The following is an 18,729-nucleotide window of genomic DNA, read 5'->3' on the forward strand; positions in this document are numbered from 1 at the left end:
GTCTACCAGAGTAACGAGCCTGACGTACCCTGTACTAATCAACCGATTCAACCGCGTACGAACAGCGTCAGCGGACAGCCCAATTGTCCCCCCTAGCTCAGCGTAAGAGCGTCGAGCATCATCACGCAGCAGATTAACCAAAGCTAAATCTTTATGATCTACACTGTATGCGAAGCTGCCAACGGTAGGCTTGGGGCTTTCCTCAGCTTCGTTCTGCAACTCCTTGCCCATCAGTCATTTTTCCATTCGAGCCGATGATTCGCTAACCTCAAATTGGTCACAGCGTACTAAGCAGCATGAGTAGCATACCAAATAGATGATTTCCTGAGCGTGAAACCATGCCCTGCCTGAGTCTCTGAGCAAAACCCCAAAATACAACACGGAACCAGAATATCGGCGAGGTTGCCTGCCCCTCCACTACAACCACCCTCGGGAACAGCGCCCGAAGGCGCTGCGCGCCATGCTTGGCGCACTACTAAAAAACCCCTCCGAAGAGGGGTTGGGGTGAACCTGGTCGTCACGCGACCAGCTGACGGGCCAGTTCCATTTCTACAGACTCACCATCGCTGTTGAGCGCATCGAGCCCTGACTCGGGGATGTCCCCTGACGTGCTCTGCGCCACGGCGATCTTGGCCGCCATCAACCGCAGACAGGCTATTTGTGACGTCTCGGCGTAGCCGAAGAACACCACCCGAACTGCCCGATGCTGACCGATACGCCAGGAGCGCCGCGCGGCCTGCTGCAGGGTGTAGACGTTCCAGCCGGTCTGCATGAACACGATCGTCGGGAAGTCGAGAAGATCCAAGCCAGTCTTGACCAGCTCCGGGTTGGTGACCAGGACATCGATCCCCTTCTCAACTTGATCCGCGATCCAGTCTTCCCGCCGACTGGTGTCGACGCTCGAGCGCAACACGGCCACTTTGAGGCCCTCTTGCTCGAGCACGCGCTTCAGGCGACTCGTGGTATCGCGCTTGCCGGTGTAGGTGGAGTAGACCAGCACCTTGCGGCCCTGGGCCTTCTCCGATCGGCATAGCTCGACCAGCTCGTCCTCCTTCGGCATCGTCGACGCTTCGTCGAAAATCGACTTGGCGAAGCTGATCAGTGCCCGCGAACGCGGGTGCTTGACCGCTTCCGGTCGAAAACAGCAGTCAGGCCACGCCAGCAGCACATTGAGCACCACACCCAGAAGCGTGGTGTCCTTGTGTGCCAGCGCTTCTCTCAGCGCCTGTGTCAGCTCTCCAGAGAGCTTGTCATAGGCACTGGCCTGAGCAGACGACATCGGGACTTCCACGAACTCCTCGTCATAGGGCGGCAGAACATCGCCGCCGATATCCTTGAGCTTGAGGAAGACCGTGAAGGGCAACACGTAGCGCAGGATGCCCTTGGGGCCGAAACCCGGTGCCTTCACCGTGCGCACCGAGGTTTTCCGCCCCTTCGCCGTCTTGTGTCCAGCGCCCTCACGCTCCGAATAGATGTCCTTGAGGACACCGTGCTCGCGCATGAAGGCCATGGACGCCGCACCCAGTGAATTGCGCTGGGGACGATAGCCGTCTTCGATCATCACCGGTGTCAGGATCCGGAAGAGCAGATAGAACAGGTCGTCGGCGTAGCCGCCCATCAGCGTGCCGGTCAACAACAGCGTCCTGCGTGCCTTCGCTGCCAGTACGCCCATGGCCTGGCCCTGGGCCGACCCCGCGTTCTTATACTCATGCCCCTCGTCGACGATCAGCAGGTCGAAGAATTGGTCCGGCAGATAGCGCTTTATGAACTCGCTCGGCTGGAAACCGCCTTCACCGAAGCCGAACTCAATGTTGGCCATCGCCCGCTCCATCCTCGTCGCCTGTCGATCGTTGAACACCAGGTCGCCGTTCTCGTCCATCAGGTTGATGAACTCGTGCACATTGTCGGCCAGCATCGACGAGAGAAATCCCTCGCCAAACTGGTCGATCAGCTTCTCGGACGTCACCTTGCCGATGGTGGGAATGCGCTGCAGCGCCTTGAGCACCGAACGACGCTGGGCATCCCCTTCGGGCTGCCGCTGTCGTATGAGTGTCCAGAGCTGGCCACCGCATCCCGCGCACGCCTGCTGACGCTCGGTCTGCTGGAACGACTCGAACCGGATCGGCTCATTGTCGTTGTCGAGGATCATGCGGCCGCAATCCGGACACGCCGCGAAGCGGCCGGACAGCGTGCGCCTGGGAGTCGCCACCGGTACCCAGTGAAACCCCATCCGCATCCGTACACGACCCAGCACGAAGAATTCCGGCCGGCCATCGTCTGGCTGCCCCAACTGCTCGCGCAGCTTGAGTAATTTCGCCAGCGTGTCCGGTCCATTGAGAACCCAGACCCGAGCTTCGGGCACCGTCTCGAGGATCTCTCGCCGCCACTTGTAGACCAGGTGCGGCGGCGAGACGATCAGCGATCGACGATAGCCTTCGGTCGCCATAACGGCGGCGACGGCGATCGCCATCATCGTCTTGCCGGTCCCCATCTCGGCGTTGATTACGCCGGCACGCTCGTTCTGGTCCAGCAGCAGCGCGCAGATCGCGTGAACAACATCTGCCTGTGCTTCAAACGGCTGGCGTGCCAGCGCGTTCATCACCGCCTGTCGCGCCGGGTTCCCTCGGCCGTCGTAGACCGGGGGGTGGGTTTGGTTGAGCGTATCCAGAAGGCCGTCGCCGAACTCATCGATAAAATCGTTGAGCGCGATGACATTATCCGGTGCTGTGCAGGGCATGTTCATGTCCGTCTCCAATGAAAACGGGCAGAACACGCCCCCTACGGGCAATGTTCTGCCCGTAGGGGTTGGCACGCTCCATGAGCGTGCGTGGTGGTTATGCCGTCTCGGCGTCCGAGGCGGTCGATTCAGATGGTGCCGGCGCATCCAGTGCCGGCGTCGAGGTGATCTTGAACAGTCGCCCCTTGTCGGGAGAACCAGGCGTGACGTCCCAGGCCATGATGGCTGGCACGAAACGATCGGTCAGAATTCGACGCTCGCTGACGTTGCCGTCGGCGTCCTCGTCGAACTCGACCTTCGAGGACTTCTCCTTGAAGGTATCGCCCTTCACAACCAGTTGACGCCCCGACCGCGAGGTCACGATGCCCGATATGCCTCCTGCTGCCAGGGACAGCGCGAGGTGCCAGCTGGAAAGCCGGCGCAGCGGACGTCGCTGCGTGGCTCCATCGGTCCAGAACGCGAGGTTGAAGTCGGGCCATAGTCCGCCCAACTGATCGATTTCCTGCCCCAACTGCTCGGGTTCCAGCGACATGCGGTAGCAGTGAGGTGTGTTACCGATCGCCGGCGGCACGTCATACAGACCATCACACCAGATCTCGGGCAGCGGCTCGGGCTTGAATTCTCCCAGTCCGATTTGCTGCAACATCTTCCTGTTGGGTTTGGTCCTGTCGTTGGCCAGTAGTGCATTACGCTTTGTGCGAACGCCGAAGACGACGACCTGCTTGAACGTATCGACCGCGGCCTCGAACGCCGTGACGCGATCGAAGTGTTGGCTGACCCAGCTCGATAGCTCATCGTCGAAGACGTAGTGCGGCACGATCATCACCAGGATCCCGCCGTACTGCAGCAGGTGAACACAGCGCTGGTAGAAAAACTTTTCCAGCCGCTGCCGGCCTTTGCCCGCGTATCCCTTGCTCCCGCCGGTCTCGCTGACGAGATCGCCGTAGGGTGGATTGAAGAACATCATGCCAAACGAGCGCGGCGATATGACGGTATCCATTAGATCCGACTGGATGCCGACATCGACCAAGCCCTGCATGTGACGCGCTCGCTCGAGATCGTACTCGATACCGTAGGCATCGGTTCGTCCCCGGCCCAGCCGGTGGGCGCTTTCAAGGATCGCATGGCCTTCGCCGGCACACGGGTCCAGAATGCGCACCCGCTGGTCGTGCGAGGTGCCCAATGCCTGAAGAGCACGTTCGATCGTGTCCTCGTCGGTCGGGTAGTAGCCGTTCTTGGCGAAGTTGCGCGCCAGGCGTGGAAACATCAGAGCCATGATGGCCTCCCAGGTTCATTGCGTGGCGAGATCGCCAGAGTGGATGAGCTGACCGATGGCGTCCTGGACGCTGGCCAGCGAGAGATCGATCCAGACGCCGGAGAGGCGTTCGGACGTCTGGTCGAGCATGCGGATCGCTCCGTGCTCGAGGAGCAGTTGGACGACCGAGGGTCGCCAGTGATCCAGCAGCGGAAACGCAGCAAGATCTCGCAGACGTGACCAGAGCATCGCGCTCTTGTCCTGTCGCGAGTCGCGTTCGTTGAAGATCGCGTAGCACTGACGATTGGCGCGATCCGGATCCTGACAGCGTTGATCGAACAGCCAGAGGTTCAGCAGGCTGCCGAACCGTGTCTGCCGATAGGTCCGCGTCGTGTGTTTCGCCAGGCGTTCACGATCCAGCTGTAGAGCGACTGACTGACCGTCTCGTTGGAGCGTGATCCCCGTCCAGCCGCCTTCGGCGATCGGCAGGGTCAGCTTGGCCATCAGTTCGTGAATGGCGGTATCCCGCCCCCACAGGGACAGAAAGATCGCGCGATCGCCGTCGGCGACATAGCTATCCAGAAAAAGCTCCGGTGCCTCCTCGAGACGCCAGAGTGGGGTTTCAGGTGACATGCTGCCTCCATCGACAAGGATGGGGACGAGCTGCCCCCAGGGGCAGACATCGCCCCCGGGGGTTGAGTGTTGAATCAGGCCGGCACGAAACGACGCGAGTATGGGTCGTAACGCCAGACGTCACGCTCGAGACGAATCGGGGTGTGCCCGTCGAGGTAGATCGTGGTGAGGTATCGATCGCGATAGGTCAGTGCCTGCCGCGCCGAGGCTTCGGGTATGCCCTCCGAGATGAAGAACTCAATCAGCTCCTCATCTGATGAGGATTCATCGTTGGCGAGCAGATCTTCGATCGTGTGGAGCCGGGTCTCGGTTAGTGCCGAGAACGCCGGCGCCATGGGGTGAGTGGTCGACATGACGTCCTCCAGGTTTTAAGCCGCTGCAGCAGCCGAATAGGTCCATGTCTGTGTCGCGGCATCGAATTGATAACCCATCTGCTTCAGGCGAGTGACCTGGGCACGGAAAGTACCCCGATCGACCGTGGAATCCAGCTTGACGCTGTCGCCCAGTGGCCATTGATGCCCGAAAAGCTCGATGTCCTGATCATCCGCCTGCGGTCGGCGCTTCGGCTTGGCCTCGGCGCTCTCCTTCAGCGGCTGATCGGTCGATGCCGGCGTGCGGTTTTCCTCGTGCGTCTGCTTGAGGAATTCCGCTGCCAGACGTGCCGCGCCCGTGGCGCGAAAGATGGCTTTCTTGTCCGCCTGCAGCACGCTGATCCAGTTGGCGATGTAGGCGGCGTCGAAGGCCTCGTTGCGAATACCGAAGTGTCCGCACAGATAGGCTGAGCCCAGCTGCGCGACCAGCTCCTCGAGCGCGTAGCGGTCGGAACCGAACGGCTCGGGGTCGGTGATCCCGATGCGAGCCAGGCGTGATTCGTGCCCGGTGGCATGGGTGAGTTCATGCAGTGCCACGCTGTAGTAACTGTCCGCGTCGTGAAAACGTTCCTTCGCGGGCATCAACACCCTGTCCTGCCGGGGGTAATACCCTGCGATCTCGCGATCCAGTGAGTGCGTGATCTTGATGCCACAGCCGTCGATGAAGTCGTCCAGCTCGCTTACGCTGTCGAATCCCTCGACCGACGTCGCCGGCGGATTCGTGACCTCATCGGGCAGCCCGTCACACTGATCCACGTTGAACAGATTGAAGCCCCTCAGTATCGCGAAGTGCTTCTCCTTGGGGTTGCCCTCGTCGTCGAGTACCGGCTCGCCGGCGTCATCGACGATCTCGCGCTTCATGGGTTTGTAGAAGCACGCGAGCGTGCTCTTCGCACCCTTGCGTACCGTACCCCCGGCTTCTTTCGCCTGACGAAAGGTGAGCCAACGGTCCTGGGAAAATCCTCGACCCTCGGCCTCGCCCCAGAGCAGTGGCACATTGATGCCGCTGTACTGGCGACCGGAGACGGCATTACAGGGTATGAGTGGCGTTCGGCGGGACGGATCCCAGGGCTGTCCGATACCGGGGAGATGCCCCTGCTCGAGACTGTCCAGAATCCGATCGGTGATCGCCTGATAGATGTCGGCCATCGTCGAAACCTCATGATGACGACCGAGATGCCCCCCACCGGGAGCGAATCCCGGTCGGGGTAGAAGAGAAAAGCCCGTCGAAACGGGCTTATGGAGGTGGAATAGCGTGTGTTCAGGCAGCCAGACGATCACGTCCAGACAGCGAGAACACCAGCGCCTGCTTGCCAAGCTGATGCTCCAGCTCGACATGGACACCGACGAACAGCGGTAGCAGTAAGCCACCAGAACGATGCGGTGCCGGTATGTCGAGATCGAGCGATCGGCTTCCTGCAGGCGCCGTTATCAGCTCGTCTCGAGCCTGCGCCAGAAACGCATCGAGGCGTTCGATCCAGTGCAGATCCTCAAGCGCCGGATGCGATGTGCCAGCCATCTCGAAGAGAGCGACCACCTCGTTGATGAGGGGCTGCTCCATCTGCACCATTACGTCGCGACGATCGGGGCAAAGCCCTAGACGTTGCGCCTTGGCGGTGAGATCGATACGGACGTTGGCGTTGTGCGTGCTGCGATTCATGGGTGCTTCTCCTCGGGAACAAAAAAGGGGAAGCACCTCGCCCCGTGGGGAAGGAAACTTCCCCATGGGGTGGATACCGCTTGGTTTATGCCGACAGAACGTGTGCCTTCCAGGTATGGCGATGTGTGTTCACCTGACGGTGATCCACCACCTTGCCCTGGTCATTGCGAACCGGCTCCTTGACCACAACCGCTTCACGCCCGAGAAACTCGAGCGCGACGGCATCGCCAACGGCCAGCGGGGTCTCATGCGCCACGCGTTTGAGATCAATCCCCCACACGGTCTTGTCGTCACCACGCTCGGGCCGCAACGTGATGTAGTAGCTGAGGCGGTTGGCCTCATCGAACTGATAGGGCGCGCTGCCATGAGCAACGATCTCTCCCTGGTGAGTCGCGCCACGGCGATGAGAGTTTGATCCCGTCTTGACGGAACCTGACGCTGCATTCTCATTGCCGGCCGCACCGCTGCCGAAGCCAAAGCTGATGAGGCCAAGGCGCTTTAACACCACCAAGGCGACTAGCGTCAGCCAGATCCAGCGGAGTGGATCAGGAATGACCTGTGGCAGCATGAGCGGAATCAGAACGGAGAACAGCAGGGCTCGAGAGCCTTGGAAAGGATTCATGGTGCAGCTCCAGTGGATCGGGTCCGGGAGATACACCATCCCATCCGGGGAAAGTGATTCCCCGGATGGGTGGTTCGGCGCAAAGCCGAATATTCGGAAGTGGCATCCAGCTCAGGTGAGCACCGTCTCTCGGGATGCGTTAACGGCTTCGGGAGTTGCCCGAAGGCAAAAGGCATCACTGATGACCGTCAGTGACAAGCGGCTTACACGCTGAGGATAGCCGGACCGGATCCAAGGCTGCAAGAGCAAGTAATCGAAGCAGCGCTGCCCTGCCCTGGCTCTAGACCGTGCACAGCTTAGGAACGATGCGATGGTCGAAGTGACTAGAACTTCAGAGAACATTAATTTACATTCCTAACATTCAGCAATGAGCATGAGATGGCTCATCCCCACGATGCAATGGCTGATGAGCCGCATCGGCTAGGGCCGCTTTCGACCCAAAGCAGCCATATTGGAAAGGCTGCCTGCACGCTCATCGGTGTTATGCAGCCGGCTGCTATGATTGGTGTTATATGGCCAAGCTATACTTAATATGTCAATTTTTCAGTATGTTATAGAGAAAACAGTGCGCAGCATAACATTGTTGAACTCGCGTGCGCGTTAAGTCAATAAACGAGCGCGCTCGTCTAATACCTGTCATGTGGACTTATTAGCGGAGAATTTATGGACATTTCAAGTATGAGGCCACGAAGCGTGGAGCTAAAAGGCGAGCACCTATTCTATAATGCATTGACGTACATGCAGGATGACAAGCGTGCGATGAACCTCCAAGCAATACAGGATAACATCCTTGGAAAAGAAGAGTTTATGCCTCAGGCAGTCCTAAATGGATTCCTAAAGAAGCTGAATGAGTACGTTGAGCTAGAATTGATTGATTTGCTGACTATAAATGAGGCCGACTACATTTTTTGGTCACAGGATAAAAATTTTGTTATAAAAGAGCAATTTGGTATTGTTCAAAAGGTACATGGTAACGAACTCACATAACCGTGTGCACCAGTACGCGCCCTGGCGGGCGCCGGACACTCGTAAACTCGCGCCGCTGTGCACGGCGTTAGGTCTCAATCTGGGCTCACTATGATCTTCAAGAAGAATTCACCGCCTCCAGCGCACTTTCGTCGATTTGTAGCGGCCAAAGAGTCATGGGACGTGGTCTGGAAGCAGCTTGAGTTCAGACCAAAAACCACGCACCCTACCTTGCGCAAACAGAGCATCGATGCGGCGATGAAAGCCGCCGTTTCAAGTTCATACTCGCTGCTGGCGGTAGAATACTTTGACATTATCGCGGCCAAAGATAAGCGGCTTGTCAACATTACAGGCGAAGAACCTATTTTGCTTGAGTGCTTAGCATTTGCGTCGTCTGTTGTATGCAACGGAGTCAATCCAGAAAGCGACGAGTACGAGTTGCTGCTTGATTCGAGACAATCGATAGTGCCATCTTTCAATCAAATGTCACTGCTCAACACAGATGAAATCGAGAACGCCATACTATCGAGGTTCGATCTATATGACAAAGCATCATCAGCGACAGATAGAGAAACTTATCTTTCGTCCTCGAATGCAAGAGTGCTGACATGTATTGCCGGTGGCGAGCACTTTTCACGCATAAAGATCCGCTATGAAGACTCACCCGATCTGGCGTACTGCATGACATCCCAAGAGTTTGTATCTCATGTCGACGGCAAGCTGAAAGAAATATTCAGTCGAATCGTCAAGCGGGAAATGGATGAGGAATACGACTTTTAGACTTAACAATTCATTCAAGCCGACGCCGATTCGCAGCGCGACTTAATTCAGGCGTTATATCTACTTCTGTCTGAACGTCCACTTCCGGCCGAAAGCGACCCTAAGCGGCCATTCCGGAAAATACTGCATGCGTGTTTATCCGTGTTGAACAGTTAGGCACTAGATATGTACACATACTTCATAGTTGAAAACGAAGATAATGATGAATTTAGAATAAAAATTGGATTCAGCAAAAATCCTGAAAAGAGAATTAGGACGTTGCAAACGGGAAATTCTCGAAAATTAGCCATCATGGGATGGCTTGAAAAAGGGGATGCATTTCTTGAGAAAAGACTGCATAGGAAATATGAGCCCTATCGACTGAATGGGGAATGGTTTTCAATTGAGCCTTGTGATGTTCTAGAGGAGCTAAAATCTGAAAGTACATCATCTTATATATGTGTTCAATCTAATGTCGGAGAATTTCTGGGCTGTGATAGAGACGCGATACCTGAATACCTTGGCCCTTGGGAATGGTTAGATACTGAAATAGATGAGTTCTGTCCTCAGTGTGGCTCGGGAGGTGGCGTGCATTACAATTCAGCTATAGGCTCAGAAAATTGTTTAAGGTGTGGCTATCCGATTTTCTAGGGGAAAAGACTAACAATGTGAATCACTCTCAGCCTGAGACCGCTGGGACGTCAACCCGCTGCGCGGCTCGTCCCCCGAGTGCTTTGCGTTAGATTTCAAAGGAGCTTCTACGTTGCCATTCCAGATCACCAATGTTTCAGATCAAGGAACAGCCAATCCCATTGTGGCTCGTTTGAGTGTGCAGACTAGTCAGCTGGTCAAGTTTTGTCCCGGTGGCGAAGAGTTACACAAATCTGTCCTCGAGCTCTTTCATAACCATGTCCAAAAGCAATTGCTTGAGTGTGATCAGATTTCCCAAGAAATCACGAGGGAAGTTTTAGAAATAGACACCAGGTTGGGAAAAGAAGGAATAAAAACTCAAGCTGCTGGTAGAGTGGTAAAGGTTCCTCATGTCACTCGCTTGAATCAAAGAATTGAACAATTTCTTTACTGTGCGAAATCATCGCTTCGTGATCTGGCAAGATTATTCGCTCTATTCTTTGGTAAAGAATTTGATTCGGCTCGGTATGACCGGATTGTCGCATGGGCAGAAGAAGAATTTGGAGATGACTCAGAACTCGTCCGGATTCTACGTCAGGATCATGATTTATGGATAAAAAAAATAGTCTCAATGCGAAATGCTGTGGAGCACCCAGGAGGGTACTCTGGTCATCTGCACATTCATAACATCACTCTAGTTCCGCCTAGCCACCCCAATTACCCAATCCTGGAAACACCAAGTTGGCACTTGAATGATGAGCCGAAAGAACCCATCGTTGAATATCTTCAAGCAACGGTAAATAACATACTTGAATTTTGTGAGGATATGCTAGTCATATGCATCACAATGTCGGGTTTGCCAGAAATGATTGGATTTGCCGAAATTCCGGAAAGTAAACGAGATCCAGCGTGTCCTATACGTATACGCGCAGTACCAAAGAATATTCCAATTTAGCAACACCTTCCAGCGGACGCAGTCGCTTACGCGCCTGATCCGCTGAAGGTGGGCGTTATATATCAGAAAATTCTCAATGGCCGCTTATGGCCGAAAGCTGACGCTTAAGGTGAGCCTGAGTCACTTGGCCAACCTAAACTGGAAGGCACTCAGTAGCGACTATCCGTGGAGCCGCCCTTTGGCCCTTTCCCTCGTCCGACGCTTTGGGGTTGTCATGTTCAAACAACCGGATAACCCCCTTCCCCTTACTCCCCCTTCCCTTCCTATCCTTTTGCTGTAGGCTTTTCCTTTTTCAGTAGGGCTTATGTCCAGGAGCTGGAATCTCGCGGTAGTTGGCCATGAGGGTCGTAGGCAACGAATCTATCCGTGTCGGTCAGCGCTTCGGTAAAAAGAACCAGGTTCGTGCCCTCGGGCTTCGCTTGGGAAGGAAAGAGAGCACCCTTGCCGCCGCTTTCAAGAATCGCATCACCAATAAGCCAGGACGGCGGCTCGACCCGCTGGTTGAACCAGATACGGCGCCAGTCACAGTAGAGTTCCTGCCACAAGGGATCCCAGGCACTACTGTAGCCCTGCCGGAAGTCGACTAAATCAGTGACCTCCAGTTCATAGCTCACGATCAAGCCGGGCGGCATGAGCGCAGACAGCTGCTTGTATTCTGCGATAGCCGTAGCCTCATCAAGCGCTAGATAGAGCGCCGGCAACCCTACCCTGTTCAACCTTCCTCCGTGCTCTCCCGCGCCTGCACCGCTCGTCGGCATGAATGACCATTTGGGGTCATGAACGCGGTAAGTCACCGACGTGAACTGTGCGAGCCTGATCACCCGACTACCCCAGCCTGCAGGGCTCGGATGTAACGCAGCAGATCTTCGCTCCGCCCATCGCTGACCAACTGCTCCGCAGTCTGGTAATCGAAGGTGCTGATAGGCTCGTTGCGGAACCAGAACAAGGCATCGTGGAAATTGCCATTGATATCGGTCGCTGCTGCCAGTACGCGAATGGCATCGCGCAGAAAGGTTTGGAGCTTTTCCGCACCCGCCGCGCGAGCGATCGTCGTGCGATGAACGTGCGCACGGCTGGCCAGCATCTGGACGTCCATGCTGAGAGCGCTGGCGAATAGGCGCGGGCTGATGATGGGTTGGCCGCCGGGGCGCGCCGCCGTCCTGAGATCCTCGACAAAACGGTCAAAGCTATCCGGTGCCCGGTAGGCGCTCGGCTCGGTAGGCTCACGCAGGGCTTCGGTACCCATGGCAATCTCCTCGGCGTTTTGCGACATAAATGCATCACAAATGCATCATAGCAGCTTCCCGCCGATCCATCATTCAGGTCCGTGGCTTTCCTGACAAATTGCACTGGAACAGCGACAGCGCTACTGTAGAGCTATAGCAACTCTATCCATGGAGGCTCCAATGGGTCTCAAAAAATTGCTCTGGAACGATAACGCACGCGAGATGTTCGGCACTCGAGCGGGGCATAGCGACAATGCGCCGCGCGCGACCGTTGAACCCCGAGGCAAGGACCAGGCAAGAAAGCTGGCCAAGGGTTCGGTAGCGTTCACGTCTGCCCTGCTGTTTGGGACCAATGAGTCTCAGGGACTGTTGCGGACGTTGGCAGAATCAGCCGCCGTAAACAGTCCTACGAAGGGCGCGTCTCACAACGATGCTCCGACGGAAGAGATTCATTTCCGTTATGACAGGTTGGACGGTCCTGGTTATTACACTGGTAATTTCAAAGTGTTCGACCAAGACTAGACAGGGCCGGCAACGCCGGCCCTGCTAAATCACACTGCTTTATCCTGAACTTTGTTAGCCGCTTTACTGCCTGCCGCCTTAGCCTCTCCAGAACCTGCTTGTATTCCTGAGCTAACAGCATTACCCGCACCCGCGCCGGCCCATCCCATTACGCCGACCCAAATGCTTGGCAGCACCAGGAACATCATTCCGTTCACGAACCGCAGCACCATCTTGTCATTGCCGTTCTCCACGCCGGCTAGCCAGCTCATCTTGGCGGCGTCGCTGCCGTACATCAGATCGATCAGATGAGAGTCGAGCCATCTGGCCAGCTCCCACCAGAACGTCAGGAAGAACAGTCCGAACAGGCCAAACATCGCGAGACCCGCGACCTTCACCGAGTAGCCCGAGGCTACCGAAACGAACGGCAGGCAGATGATGATGGCCATCAGCATGATGCCCTGAATCATGGGCAGCGACTGTCTCAGGCTATCCATGCCCGCCTGGAACGGGATGGTGCCGAGAGCATTCCCGACCATGGCAGCGGCCGACGAGACGTCATCCGTAATTCCGCCGTCCAGACTGCGATAGCCGATCGACGCCTGTTCGGTGTTGCCGTTGGCCGCGCCCGAACGAGGGCTCACCATGCGACGAATCATGTACTCCTCGGCGGAGGACCCGGTTGGGAAAAAGCTCTGCATCCGCGACCAAAGCGACGTATCGACCTGATTTTTGAGTCGAGAGGCGAGGCCTGCGGCGTCATCGTTCCACCACTCTCGGCAGCTCGGGTATCCCGGTTGCCCGGGCCCGGTGCTGGGGCGTGCTTGATCCCGGCTCGCCTGGTAGGGAAAGCCCGGCATTGGACGGGGCGCGTAGAAGCTATCGTAGTACCCACCGGTGTCGAGGAAGTAATCCGATCCGATCCAGTCAACGTCTTCGCTCGCTGCCTGATCCAGTGTCGTGCCACTCTGGAACAGCTTGTTGCGGGCCGGCCCGAAACAAGCGAGCTGGAACTCACCCACCTCGCGCTTGAGGCCAGGGTCCGAGATCGAGGTCAGATCGAGGGCGGTGCGCACGGATTGATAGTCAGTGGAACAGGGAATCTTCGAAACCGCGACGTTGGTGATCCCCTTGGAGATCGAGTGGGTCAGCGCCCACCACATGGGCACTTTCGGCTGCTGGCCGTCGATCGAGGTCATGGTCGACTCGCCCCACTGGCCGGACGACATCATGACCGTACCGCATTGATCGGCGTGCTCCTGGTTCACATTCACCGGATTCACGTTGAGGGTGAAAACGGGCACGCAGGTGAAGGCAAGCACCAGAAGCATGACGTAGAGCCGAGACTCGATCCGGTTAAGCGAAAGGACGCCCTTGTTCCCCTCGTCATCCCCTTCCTGACGTGCCCGGAACCACTCGCCGGCGACGAGCGCGATGAACGGGACCACCGCAATGCCGGTCGAGGTCAGTGCATCCCAGATGCCGTTGTTCACTACCCACCCCAGGGTGAGCATGGTGCCTTCCATGTAGTCATTGACCGCAAACGTCGCCATGTCAGGCTCCCCACCAGATGAACAGGTTGTATCCCTCGATCAGCACCACGACGATCAGGATCATGCGCTCGAGCTTGCGCAGGAGCAGCCGGCCCTGCCTGCCGCCGTCACGATCTTCGGCCACGCGCTCGAGCAAACGCCGGCGTCCAATGCGGATCCAGAGGAAGACGAGCGAGCCATAGAAGACCAGGCGCCAGACCAGCAGCCAGTAGCGATGCTCGCCCAACGCGTTCTGGAACTCCTGAATGCCGCCGTAGAGCCGCATGCCCACGGAGACGACGACACCACCAACGATGAAAGCGGCAACCAATCCAATCAGGCCCAACAGGAGTGGGTAGCGTTTGAGCATCGACATCATCACGCCCCTTACTCGGTGTCGACGGGCGCGCCGCGACCGTCCAGCTGACTGCGTGGCGAGCTGTACTCGTCCTGCACCGAGCCACTGGCCCGATTGGAGGCACGACGGAGTGCGGACATCGCGGCACTGCTGGCCAGCGATTTGCGGATCTCCATCTCGCTCTGCAGCAGTTCGATGTCGCGGTTGAAGGCATCGACCTTGCGGTCCAGCGCGGTCATGCCCTCGGGATTACCTTCGATGCCGGGATCACTGGAGCCCGCGATCAGCACGCGTCGGGCCCACATGGCCTTGGTCAGGGTGCGAGCCAGCGCCATCTCGCTGGAGAGGCGCTGGGCCAGCAGCGGCCCCTGGGGGTCGCTACGCATGGCCTCGATCACGCCGCGCGATACGGCCAGGCCATTGCCAGCGGAGACGTCGTTGAGCTTCGACTGGGTGATCTCGCCACCGTTGAGCATGCCGACCAGCGTCTCGTGAATATCGCTCTGCTCGTCCTCGAGTTCTCGAATCAGCCCGGTACCGGCGATGGTCTCGGATTTCTCGCAGCCGTCGCAGGAGCGCAGCTCGGTATCGCCGACGATCTTCCTGGTCCACTCGGCGGCGGCGGCGGGCGATCCCCAAACGGTACACATGCCGCCCTGACAGTCGTTGCCGCTACCGCCTGAACCGCCATTGCCGCCGGCGATGCCACCACCGCCGACCCAATCCCCGCTCGAGGTTGCCACCGATCCCCAGCCATCGCCCCCACCGGACACCGACTCGTCACTCGTGGGATCGGTGCGACCGTATAGCAGGTTGTATCCCGCCTTGGCCGTATCCTCGACCACCCGCATCGGCTGCTGACCACTGCCACCGCGCTTCTGTCCGCCAACCCAGGTCCGGCCAGCGTTACCAGCTTGGGCTTCAGCTTGCTCCTGAGCGGAAACGGCATCCGTGTTGCCGGCCGCAATGTCCTGCCAATTCTCTGCCATCGCCGCTTGCTGCATCTGGCCACCGATTGTGGCATCGGCCAGCTGCTCGGACATGCGCTGGCAGGAGAGCTTCGACTTGTCGAAATCGAGCCGCCCCTGCATGACACCGTTGGTCAGCAGGTCGTAAAGCGCCGGATTGGAGCGCTGGATGATCATCGCGGGCAGGCTGGCCACCGCGCCAGTCGCGTTGGAAACCACGCTGCCCATCATGTTCTGGAAGCCGTTGGTGACGCCGTTGAGCTGGTTACTCACCGTCGATCCCACGTCGAAGTTGCCGCAGGTGGCATTGACGTCCCAACTGACACCGAGTCCCTGCGCTCTAGGACCATGTCCCAGCCCCGCCGAGGCACCAAACGGAGCGGCACCACCGATGTCGTAATAGAGGCTGTCCGCGGACTGCGCCTGAGCCAGCAGCGGTGTCGCGAGAGCTACCGAGAGGGTCAGCGAAATTAGGTTTCGTTTCATGGCTTACTCTCCGGTGAAGTACAGCAATTCCTGGCCGCGTTTCTTGCAACAGCGATAGGGCCGCCACAGCGCCCAGGCGTAGTCGCCCGGGTCCTGCAGCTGATCGTTCTCGCCACCGTCGGGAAAGGTCGAGCAGGACATGCGCATGTTGGGTGCCAGCTCCTGCCACTCGTGGGTCTCGGCATCACCCTCCTTGACCGGATCCGGCCCCCAGATGCCGTTGCTCTCGGAATCCCGGGCGATGAGGGGCTGATAGACGTGAGGCTGTCCGCTGCGCGTCACGACGTCGGCAGCACGCTGTGCCGCCGTCGCCGCAACCTTGTAGTCGTGGGTCTGGGAGACGAAGCCACTGCGCGGATAGATCGGGCTCCACAGATCGCCCACACTGCCCATCTCTCGCATGCCCGGTGTCAGCGCTTCGGGGTAGGCCATCTCCGGCACGCCAGAGCGCCAGGCCAGCGCATCGAGGGTCGAGATGAAGTAGGGCATCAGTGGTTGCGAGTTGCTCTCACAGAACCAGCCGAAACCGCTGGCGAACCGATAGAACAGCTCCGAGGGATGACCGATCGCGTCGACGTTCTTGAAGTGCGTGTTGGAATGCTGCTGCGCGAGGGACTCGCGCGCGGATCCACCGCCCAGAGCGTCGCCCGTCGGGGGCGACAGCATCGCGATCTCGGTCCAGGGGTTATCGCCGGTGTTCTCGTAGGCGCTGACGACCAGTTCGGGGATGTAGTGCTTCACGCGGATCGAGGTTCGTACCGTGCAACCCCAGGCCGAACAGTAGAGCCAGGCGCATATGCCGATGACCTGGTAGTCGAGGCACTGGGTGCTCATCGATGACTGGAGGATCTCCGGCGTCGTGATCGCCTGCGCTCGATGAGCGCTTGTCATGCAGGCCAGCCCGACAATCAGCGCGAAGGCAACGGCAACAGGCAATGTCGTGAGAGGACGCTTCATGGTTGCTCTCCCCTCGCCTGTTCGATCTCCTCGAGCGCGCGTGAGATGTCCGGCTCGCCGTACACCACGTAATGGCTGTCGACCACCACGGCCGGCACTCTCTCGATGCCCAGCATCCAGGCACGAGCTACCCCCTGATAGAGCTGGCCATAGTCCTGCAGCGTCCGCTGCCACTCAGGGTCGTTCATGCGCGATTGCAGCATCCGCTTGGCCCGTGACGGGTTAGCGGGAAGATCCTGTGACAGCCGAGCGTCGAGACGCGCCGGCGCATCCAGCTCGACCACGGCAGCGGATGCCGGCACATTGACGACCGGCTCTCCCGCAATCGTAAACACCTCGACGCCGGCGACAGCGGTCTGCCCCCAGGCCAGCAGGCAGAGCGATGACAGCACGGCAAGTGGTCGCAACTGAGGGAAGATGGGCATGGATAGGCTCCCACGGCGGTATCAGAAAAAAGGTGTACCGGGTGGGAGCCTGGCAAGCAGTAGAGAATGTTAAGTCGATCGGGTGGGTTTTCCGCTCACCAAGCTCAACTCGATGACAATTTGTTAGCCTTCCTATCGTGGGCGTAGACCACCTCGATTTTAAATAGTCCTGATTCAAATGCGTATAAGCACTTTTCCTATAACCTTGGATGACTCCAAAGCCTCGTGAGCATCTGCTATAGCAACAAGAGGAACACTCAAACCAATTTTTGGCGAATAACACCCACTCTCAAGGCACGAATTAATATCAGCAATAGCTGTTTTTTTGGCTTCTTTAACCACATTATAAATATACACAAACCGAAGAACGCAGCCATGCATCATAGCTTTCAACAATGGAATAGAGAGCTCATCTGACGCTTCTCTAGTCGCATAAGAACTTATGACCCCTCCTTGGGATATACACGCCATATTAACCTCGAAGTTCTCTTTCAAAGCAACATCCATAATATAATCAACGCCTTCCCTCCCTGTCACTTCCAAAATTACATCTGCGATATTTTCCGAGGTTCTGTAGAGTACAAGATCTGCTCCATTCTCCTTAGCTATTACTGCCTGATCCGAATTCATCACTGTTGTGCAAACCCATGCACCAGCCCACTTTGATAGTAAAATTGCTGATGTTCCAACCACTCCCGCCCCGCCATGGATCAGCACCCGCCGGCCTTCAAGACTGCCATCAGAAAACAGGCAACGGTGAGCTGTGAGCGCAGGAATTCCGAGTGAAGCACCTATCTCAAATGAAACCGCATCTGGCAAGTGAACCGCTTGGAGAGATGGCACCACAACGAACTCTGCTGCCGTGCCAGTTGCACGACCGTATTGCGCTTCATAGATCCAAACCCGCTCTCCTAACCGATCTAATGAAACGTTGTCGCCAACGGCATCGATCACGCCTGCACCATCTTGATGGGGGATAATGCATTTGTAAGGCATCTCAGATGAAAAGCCTGTTCGTGCTTTAACATCTGTAGGATTCAGGCCCGAGACATGAATGCGCACCCGCACCTCGTCGGGCCCGGGTTCCGGAATCGGAAAATCCCCAATTTTTAGCACATTACGCGCACTGCCTTGGGCTTCATAGTAAGCTGCTTTCATCAATGTAACCTAATGTAATTCTCAAGAAGAAAATGCTGCGCGGTACTGGCCGCTGCTTGGAAGACACTTTAAGCACCTAGATGAACTTTGAAAAGTAGGGTGATTTTTGATATATAGGATAGTCTTTTATACTATCAGCGAGTAACTATCAGATGAAAAGGCCAAAAGAGGCGAATGAGTATCGCTGTACTGTAGAGGCAACTGTTGCGATTGCTGGGGGCAAATGGAAGCCGCTGATAATTTACCATCTACTAAGCGGAACTAAGCGGTTTGGAGAGCTTAGAAAACTTATTGGTGGAGTTACTCAGCGATCATTGACACTACAGCTGCGAGAACTTGAATCACACGACATCATTTATCGCGAGGTGTTCGCCGAAGTTCCACCACGCGTTGAATATTCACTCACCGAGATTGGACTAACGCTGTACCCTGTGCTCGACGCCATGAAGATATGGGGAGACAACTATCTTTCTTGGCAAAAAGATAAAAAAACCCAGTCCTAGAAGCTAGGCCGGCCCATAACCGAGGGT

22 protein-coding genes are annotated in these 18,729 nt (G+C 57.2%); 6 read left to right on the forward strand and 16 right to left on the reverse strand.

What is annotated here, in order from left to right:
• The 8 genes from IE125_RS13365 to IE125_RS13400 form a co-directional block, all read right to left on the reverse strand.
• The coding region (locus tag IE125_RS13365) for an Lrp/AsnC family transcriptional regulator (RefSeq protein WP_189445500.1) at positions 1–231 on the reverse strand (231 nt) is incomplete at its 3' end.
• Between the two features lie 286 nt (positions 232–517).
• Positions 518–2,743 carry an SNF2-related protein gene (locus tag IE125_RS13370; protein WP_189445188.1) on the reverse strand — a complete coding sequence of 742 codons (2,226 nt, stop codon included), beginning with the start codon at positions 2,741–2,743 and terminating at the stop codon, positions 518–520.
• Between the two features lie 91 nt (positions 2,744–2,834).
• Positions 2,835–4,013: a DUF6094 domain-containing protein gene (locus IE125_RS13375; protein ID WP_189445189.1), complete on the reverse strand. Its 1,179-nt coding sequence runs from the start codon at positions 4,011–4,013 to the stop codon at positions 2,835–2,837.
• A gap of 15 nt (positions 4,014–4,028) precedes the next feature.
• The gene (locus tag IE125_RS13380; RefSeq protein WP_189445190.1) at positions 4,029–4,625 is read right to left on the reverse strand and encodes a hypothetical protein; all 597 of its coding nucleotides are present in this window, start codon (positions 4,623–4,625) and stop codon (positions 4,029–4,031) included.
• A 74-nt stretch (positions 4,626–4,699) separates the two neighbouring features.
• Positions 4,700–4,978 (reverse strand): hypothetical protein, encoded by a 279-nt coding sequence (locus tag IE125_RS13385; RefSeq protein WP_229809118.1) that lies wholly within the window; start codon positions 4,976–4,978, stop codon positions 4,700–4,702.
• A 15-nt stretch (positions 4,979–4,993) separates the two neighbouring features.
• Positions 4,994–6,145: a DUF3275 family protein gene (locus IE125_RS13390; protein WP_189445191.1), complete on the reverse strand. Its 1,152-nt coding sequence runs from the start codon at positions 6,143–6,145 to the stop codon at positions 4,994–4,996.
• A 112-nt stretch (positions 6,146–6,257) separates the two neighbouring features.
• Positions 6,258–6,656, reverse strand: a complete 399-nt coding sequence (locus IE125_RS13395) for a hypothetical protein (protein ID WP_189445192.1) — start codon at positions 6,654–6,656, stop codon at positions 6,258–6,260.
• Between the two features lie 85 nt (positions 6,657–6,741).
• Complete coding sequence (locus IE125_RS13400; RefSeq protein WP_189445193.1) at positions 6,742–7,278, reverse strand: hypothetical protein; 537 nt, start codon at positions 7,276–7,278, stop codon at positions 6,742–6,744.
• Positions 7,279–7,941: 663 nt separating this feature from the next.
• Between IE125_RS13400 and IE125_RS13405 the strand changes: the two genes are divergently transcribed.
• From IE125_RS13405 to IE125_RS13420, 4 genes are all read left to right on the forward strand, one after another.
• Positions 7,942–8,265, forward strand: a complete 324-nt coding sequence (locus IE125_RS13405; protein WP_189445194.1) for a hypothetical protein — start codon at positions 7,942–7,944, stop codon at positions 8,263–8,265.
• Positions 8,266–8,427: 162 nt separating this feature from the next.
• A complete protein-coding gene (locus tag IE125_RS13410; protein ID WP_189445195.1) occupies positions 8,428–9,024 on the forward strand; it encodes a hypothetical protein in 597 nt (198 codons plus the stop codon).
• A gap of 165 nt (positions 9,025–9,189) precedes the next feature.
• A complete protein-coding gene (locus IE125_RS13415) occupies positions 9,190–9,654 on the forward strand; it encodes a GIY-YIG nuclease family protein (protein ID WP_189445196.1) in 465 nt (154 codons plus the stop codon).
• A gap of 112 nt (positions 9,655–9,766) precedes the next feature.
• Positions 9,767–10,588 (forward strand): hypothetical protein, encoded by an 822-nt coding sequence (locus IE125_RS13420; RefSeq protein WP_189445197.1) that lies wholly within the window; start codon positions 9,767–9,769, stop codon positions 10,586–10,588.
• A gap of 302 nt (positions 10,589–10,890) precedes the next feature.
• Here IE125_RS13420 and IE125_RS13425 read toward each other — a convergent pair whose 3' ends face one another.
• Together IE125_RS13425 and IE125_RS13430 are read right to left on the reverse strand one after the other, a co-directional pair.
• Complete coding sequence (locus tag IE125_RS13425) at positions 10,891–11,409, reverse strand: RES family NAD+ phosphorylase (protein WP_308430146.1); 519 nt, start codon at positions 11,407–11,409, stop codon at positions 10,891–10,893.
• A complete protein-coding gene (locus IE125_RS13430) occupies positions 11,406–11,834 on the reverse strand; it encodes a DUF2384 domain-containing protein (RefSeq protein WP_189445198.1) in 429 nt (142 codons plus the stop codon). The genes IE125_RS13425 and IE125_RS13430 overlap by 4 nt, the downstream gene beginning before the upstream one ends.
• A 160-nt stretch (positions 11,835–11,994) precedes the next feature.
• Between IE125_RS13430 and IE125_RS13435 the strand changes: the two genes are divergently transcribed.
• The gene (locus tag IE125_RS13435) at positions 11,995–12,336 is read left to right on the forward strand and encodes a hypothetical protein (RefSeq protein ID WP_189445199.1); all 342 of its coding nucleotides are present in this window, start codon (positions 11,995–11,997) and stop codon (positions 12,334–12,336) included.
• A gap of 29 nt (positions 12,337–12,365) precedes the next feature.
• Here IE125_RS13435 and IE125_RS13440 read toward each other — a convergent pair whose 3' ends face one another.
• The 6 genes from IE125_RS13440 to IE125_RS13465 form a co-directional block, all read right to left on the reverse strand.
• Positions 12,366–13,868: a conjugal transfer protein TraG N-terminal domain-containing protein gene (locus IE125_RS13440; protein ID WP_189445200.1), complete on the reverse strand. Its 1,503-nt coding sequence runs from the start codon at positions 13,866–13,868 to the stop codon at positions 12,366–12,368.
• 1 nt (position 13,869) lies between these two features.
• A complete protein-coding gene (locus IE125_RS13445; RefSeq protein WP_189445201.1) occupies positions 13,870–14,223 on the reverse strand; it encodes a hypothetical protein in 354 nt (117 codons plus the stop codon).
• An 11-nt stretch (positions 14,224–14,234) separates the two neighbouring features.
• Positions 14,235–15,659 (reverse strand): hypothetical protein, encoded by a 1,425-nt coding sequence (locus tag IE125_RS13450; RefSeq protein WP_189445202.1) that lies wholly within the window; start codon positions 15,657–15,659, stop codon positions 14,235–14,237.
• A 3-nt stretch (positions 15,660–15,662) separates the two neighbouring features.
• Positions 15,663–16,616, reverse strand: a complete 954-nt coding sequence (locus IE125_RS13455; protein WP_189445203.1) for a TIGR03756 family integrating conjugative element protein — start codon at positions 16,614–16,616, stop codon at positions 15,663–15,665.
• Positions 16,613–17,041, reverse strand: a complete 429-nt coding sequence (locus IE125_RS13460) for a TIGR03757 family integrating conjugative element protein (RefSeq protein ID WP_189445204.1) — start codon at positions 17,039–17,041, stop codon at positions 16,613–16,615. Before IE125_RS13460 ends, IE125_RS13455 begins: the two co-directional genes overlap by 4 nt.
• Positions 17,042–17,215: 174 nt before the next feature.
• The gene (locus IE125_RS13465; protein WP_189445205.1) at positions 17,216–18,199 is read right to left on the reverse strand and encodes an NADPH:quinone reductase; all 984 of its coding nucleotides are present in this window, start codon (positions 18,197–18,199) and stop codon (positions 17,216–17,218) included.
• 152 nt (positions 18,200–18,351) lie between these two features.
• Between IE125_RS13465 and IE125_RS13470 the strand changes: the two genes are divergently transcribed.
• Entirely contained in the window at positions 18,352–18,702 is a 351-nt protein-coding gene (locus IE125_RS13470) for a winged helix-turn-helix transcriptional regulator (RefSeq protein ID WP_189445206.1), read from the forward strand.
• The last annotated feature ends 27 nt before the right edge of the window (positions 18,703–18,729 follow it).

The organism is Salinicola rhizosphaerae (genome assembly GCF_014652715.1).
GTDB lineage: Bacteria > Pseudomonadota > Gammaproteobacteria > Pseudomonadales > Halomonadaceae > Salinicola > Salinicola rhizosphaerae.

Coding starts and splice junctions, on each gene's coding strand:
- IE125_RS13470 (WP_189445206.1), top strand. CDS start 18,352: ATGAAAAGGCCAAAAGAGGCGAATGAGTATCGCTGTACTGTAGAGGCA.
- IE125_RS13430 (WP_189445198.1), bottom strand. CDS start 11,834: ATGGGTACCGAAGCCCTGCGTGAGCCTACCGAGCCGAGCGCCTACCGG.
- IE125_RS13400 (WP_189445193.1), bottom strand. CDS start 7,278: ATGAATCCTTTCCAAGGCTCTCGAGCCCTGCTGTTCTCCGTTCTGATT.
- IE125_RS13460 (WP_189445204.1), bottom strand. CDS start 17,041: ATGCCCATCTTCCCTCAGTTGCGACCACTTGCCGTGCTGTCATCGCTC.
- IE125_RS13405 (WP_189445194.1), top strand. CDS start 7,942: ATGGACATTTCAAGTATGAGGCCACGAAGCGTGGAGCTAAAAGGCGAG.
- IE125_RS13385 (WP_229809118.1), bottom strand. CDS start 4,978: ATGTCGACCACTCACCCCATGGCGCCGGCGTTCTCGGCACTAACCGAG.
- IE125_RS13435 (WP_189445199.1), top strand. CDS start 11,995: ATGGGTCTCAAAAAATTGCTCTGGAACGATAACGCACGCGAGATGTTC.
- IE125_RS13380 (WP_189445190.1), bottom strand. CDS start 4,625: ATGTCACCTGAAACCCCACTCTGGCGTCTCGAGGAGGCACCGGAGCTT.
- IE125_RS13395 (WP_189445192.1), bottom strand. CDS start 6,656: ATGAATCGCAGCACGCACAACGCCAACGTCCGTATCGATCTCACCGCC.
- IE125_RS13445 (WP_189445201.1), bottom strand. CDS start 14,223: ATGTCGATGCTCAAACGCTACCCACTCCTGTTGGGCCTGATTGGATTG.
- IE125_RS13450 (WP_189445202.1), bottom strand. CDS start 15,659: ATGAAACGAAACCTAATTTCGCTGACCCTCTCGGTAGCTCTCGCGACA.
- IE125_RS13375 (WP_189445189.1), bottom strand. CDS start 4,013: ATGGCTCTGATGTTTCCACGCCTGGCGCGCAACTTCGCCAAGAACGGC.
- IE125_RS13465 (WP_189445205.1), bottom strand. CDS start 18,199: ATGAAAGCAGCTTACTATGAAGCCCAAGGCAGTGCGCGTAATGTGCTA.
- IE125_RS13440 (WP_189445200.1), bottom strand. CDS start 13,868: ATGGCGACGTTTGCGGTCAATGACTACATGGAAGGCACCATGCTCACC.
- IE125_RS13455 (WP_189445203.1), bottom strand. CDS start 16,616: ATGAAGCGTCCTCTCACGACATTGCCTGTTGCCGTTGCCTTCGCGCTG.
- IE125_RS13415 (WP_189445196.1), top strand. CDS start 9,190: ATGTACACATACTTCATAGTTGAAAACGAAGATAATGATGAATTTAGA.
- IE125_RS13370 (WP_189445188.1), bottom strand. CDS start 2,743: ATGAACATGCCCTGCACAGCACCGGATAATGTCATCGCGCTCAACGAT.
- IE125_RS13390 (WP_189445191.1), bottom strand. CDS start 6,145: ATGGCCGACATCTATCAGGCGATCACCGATCGGATTCTGGACAGTCTC.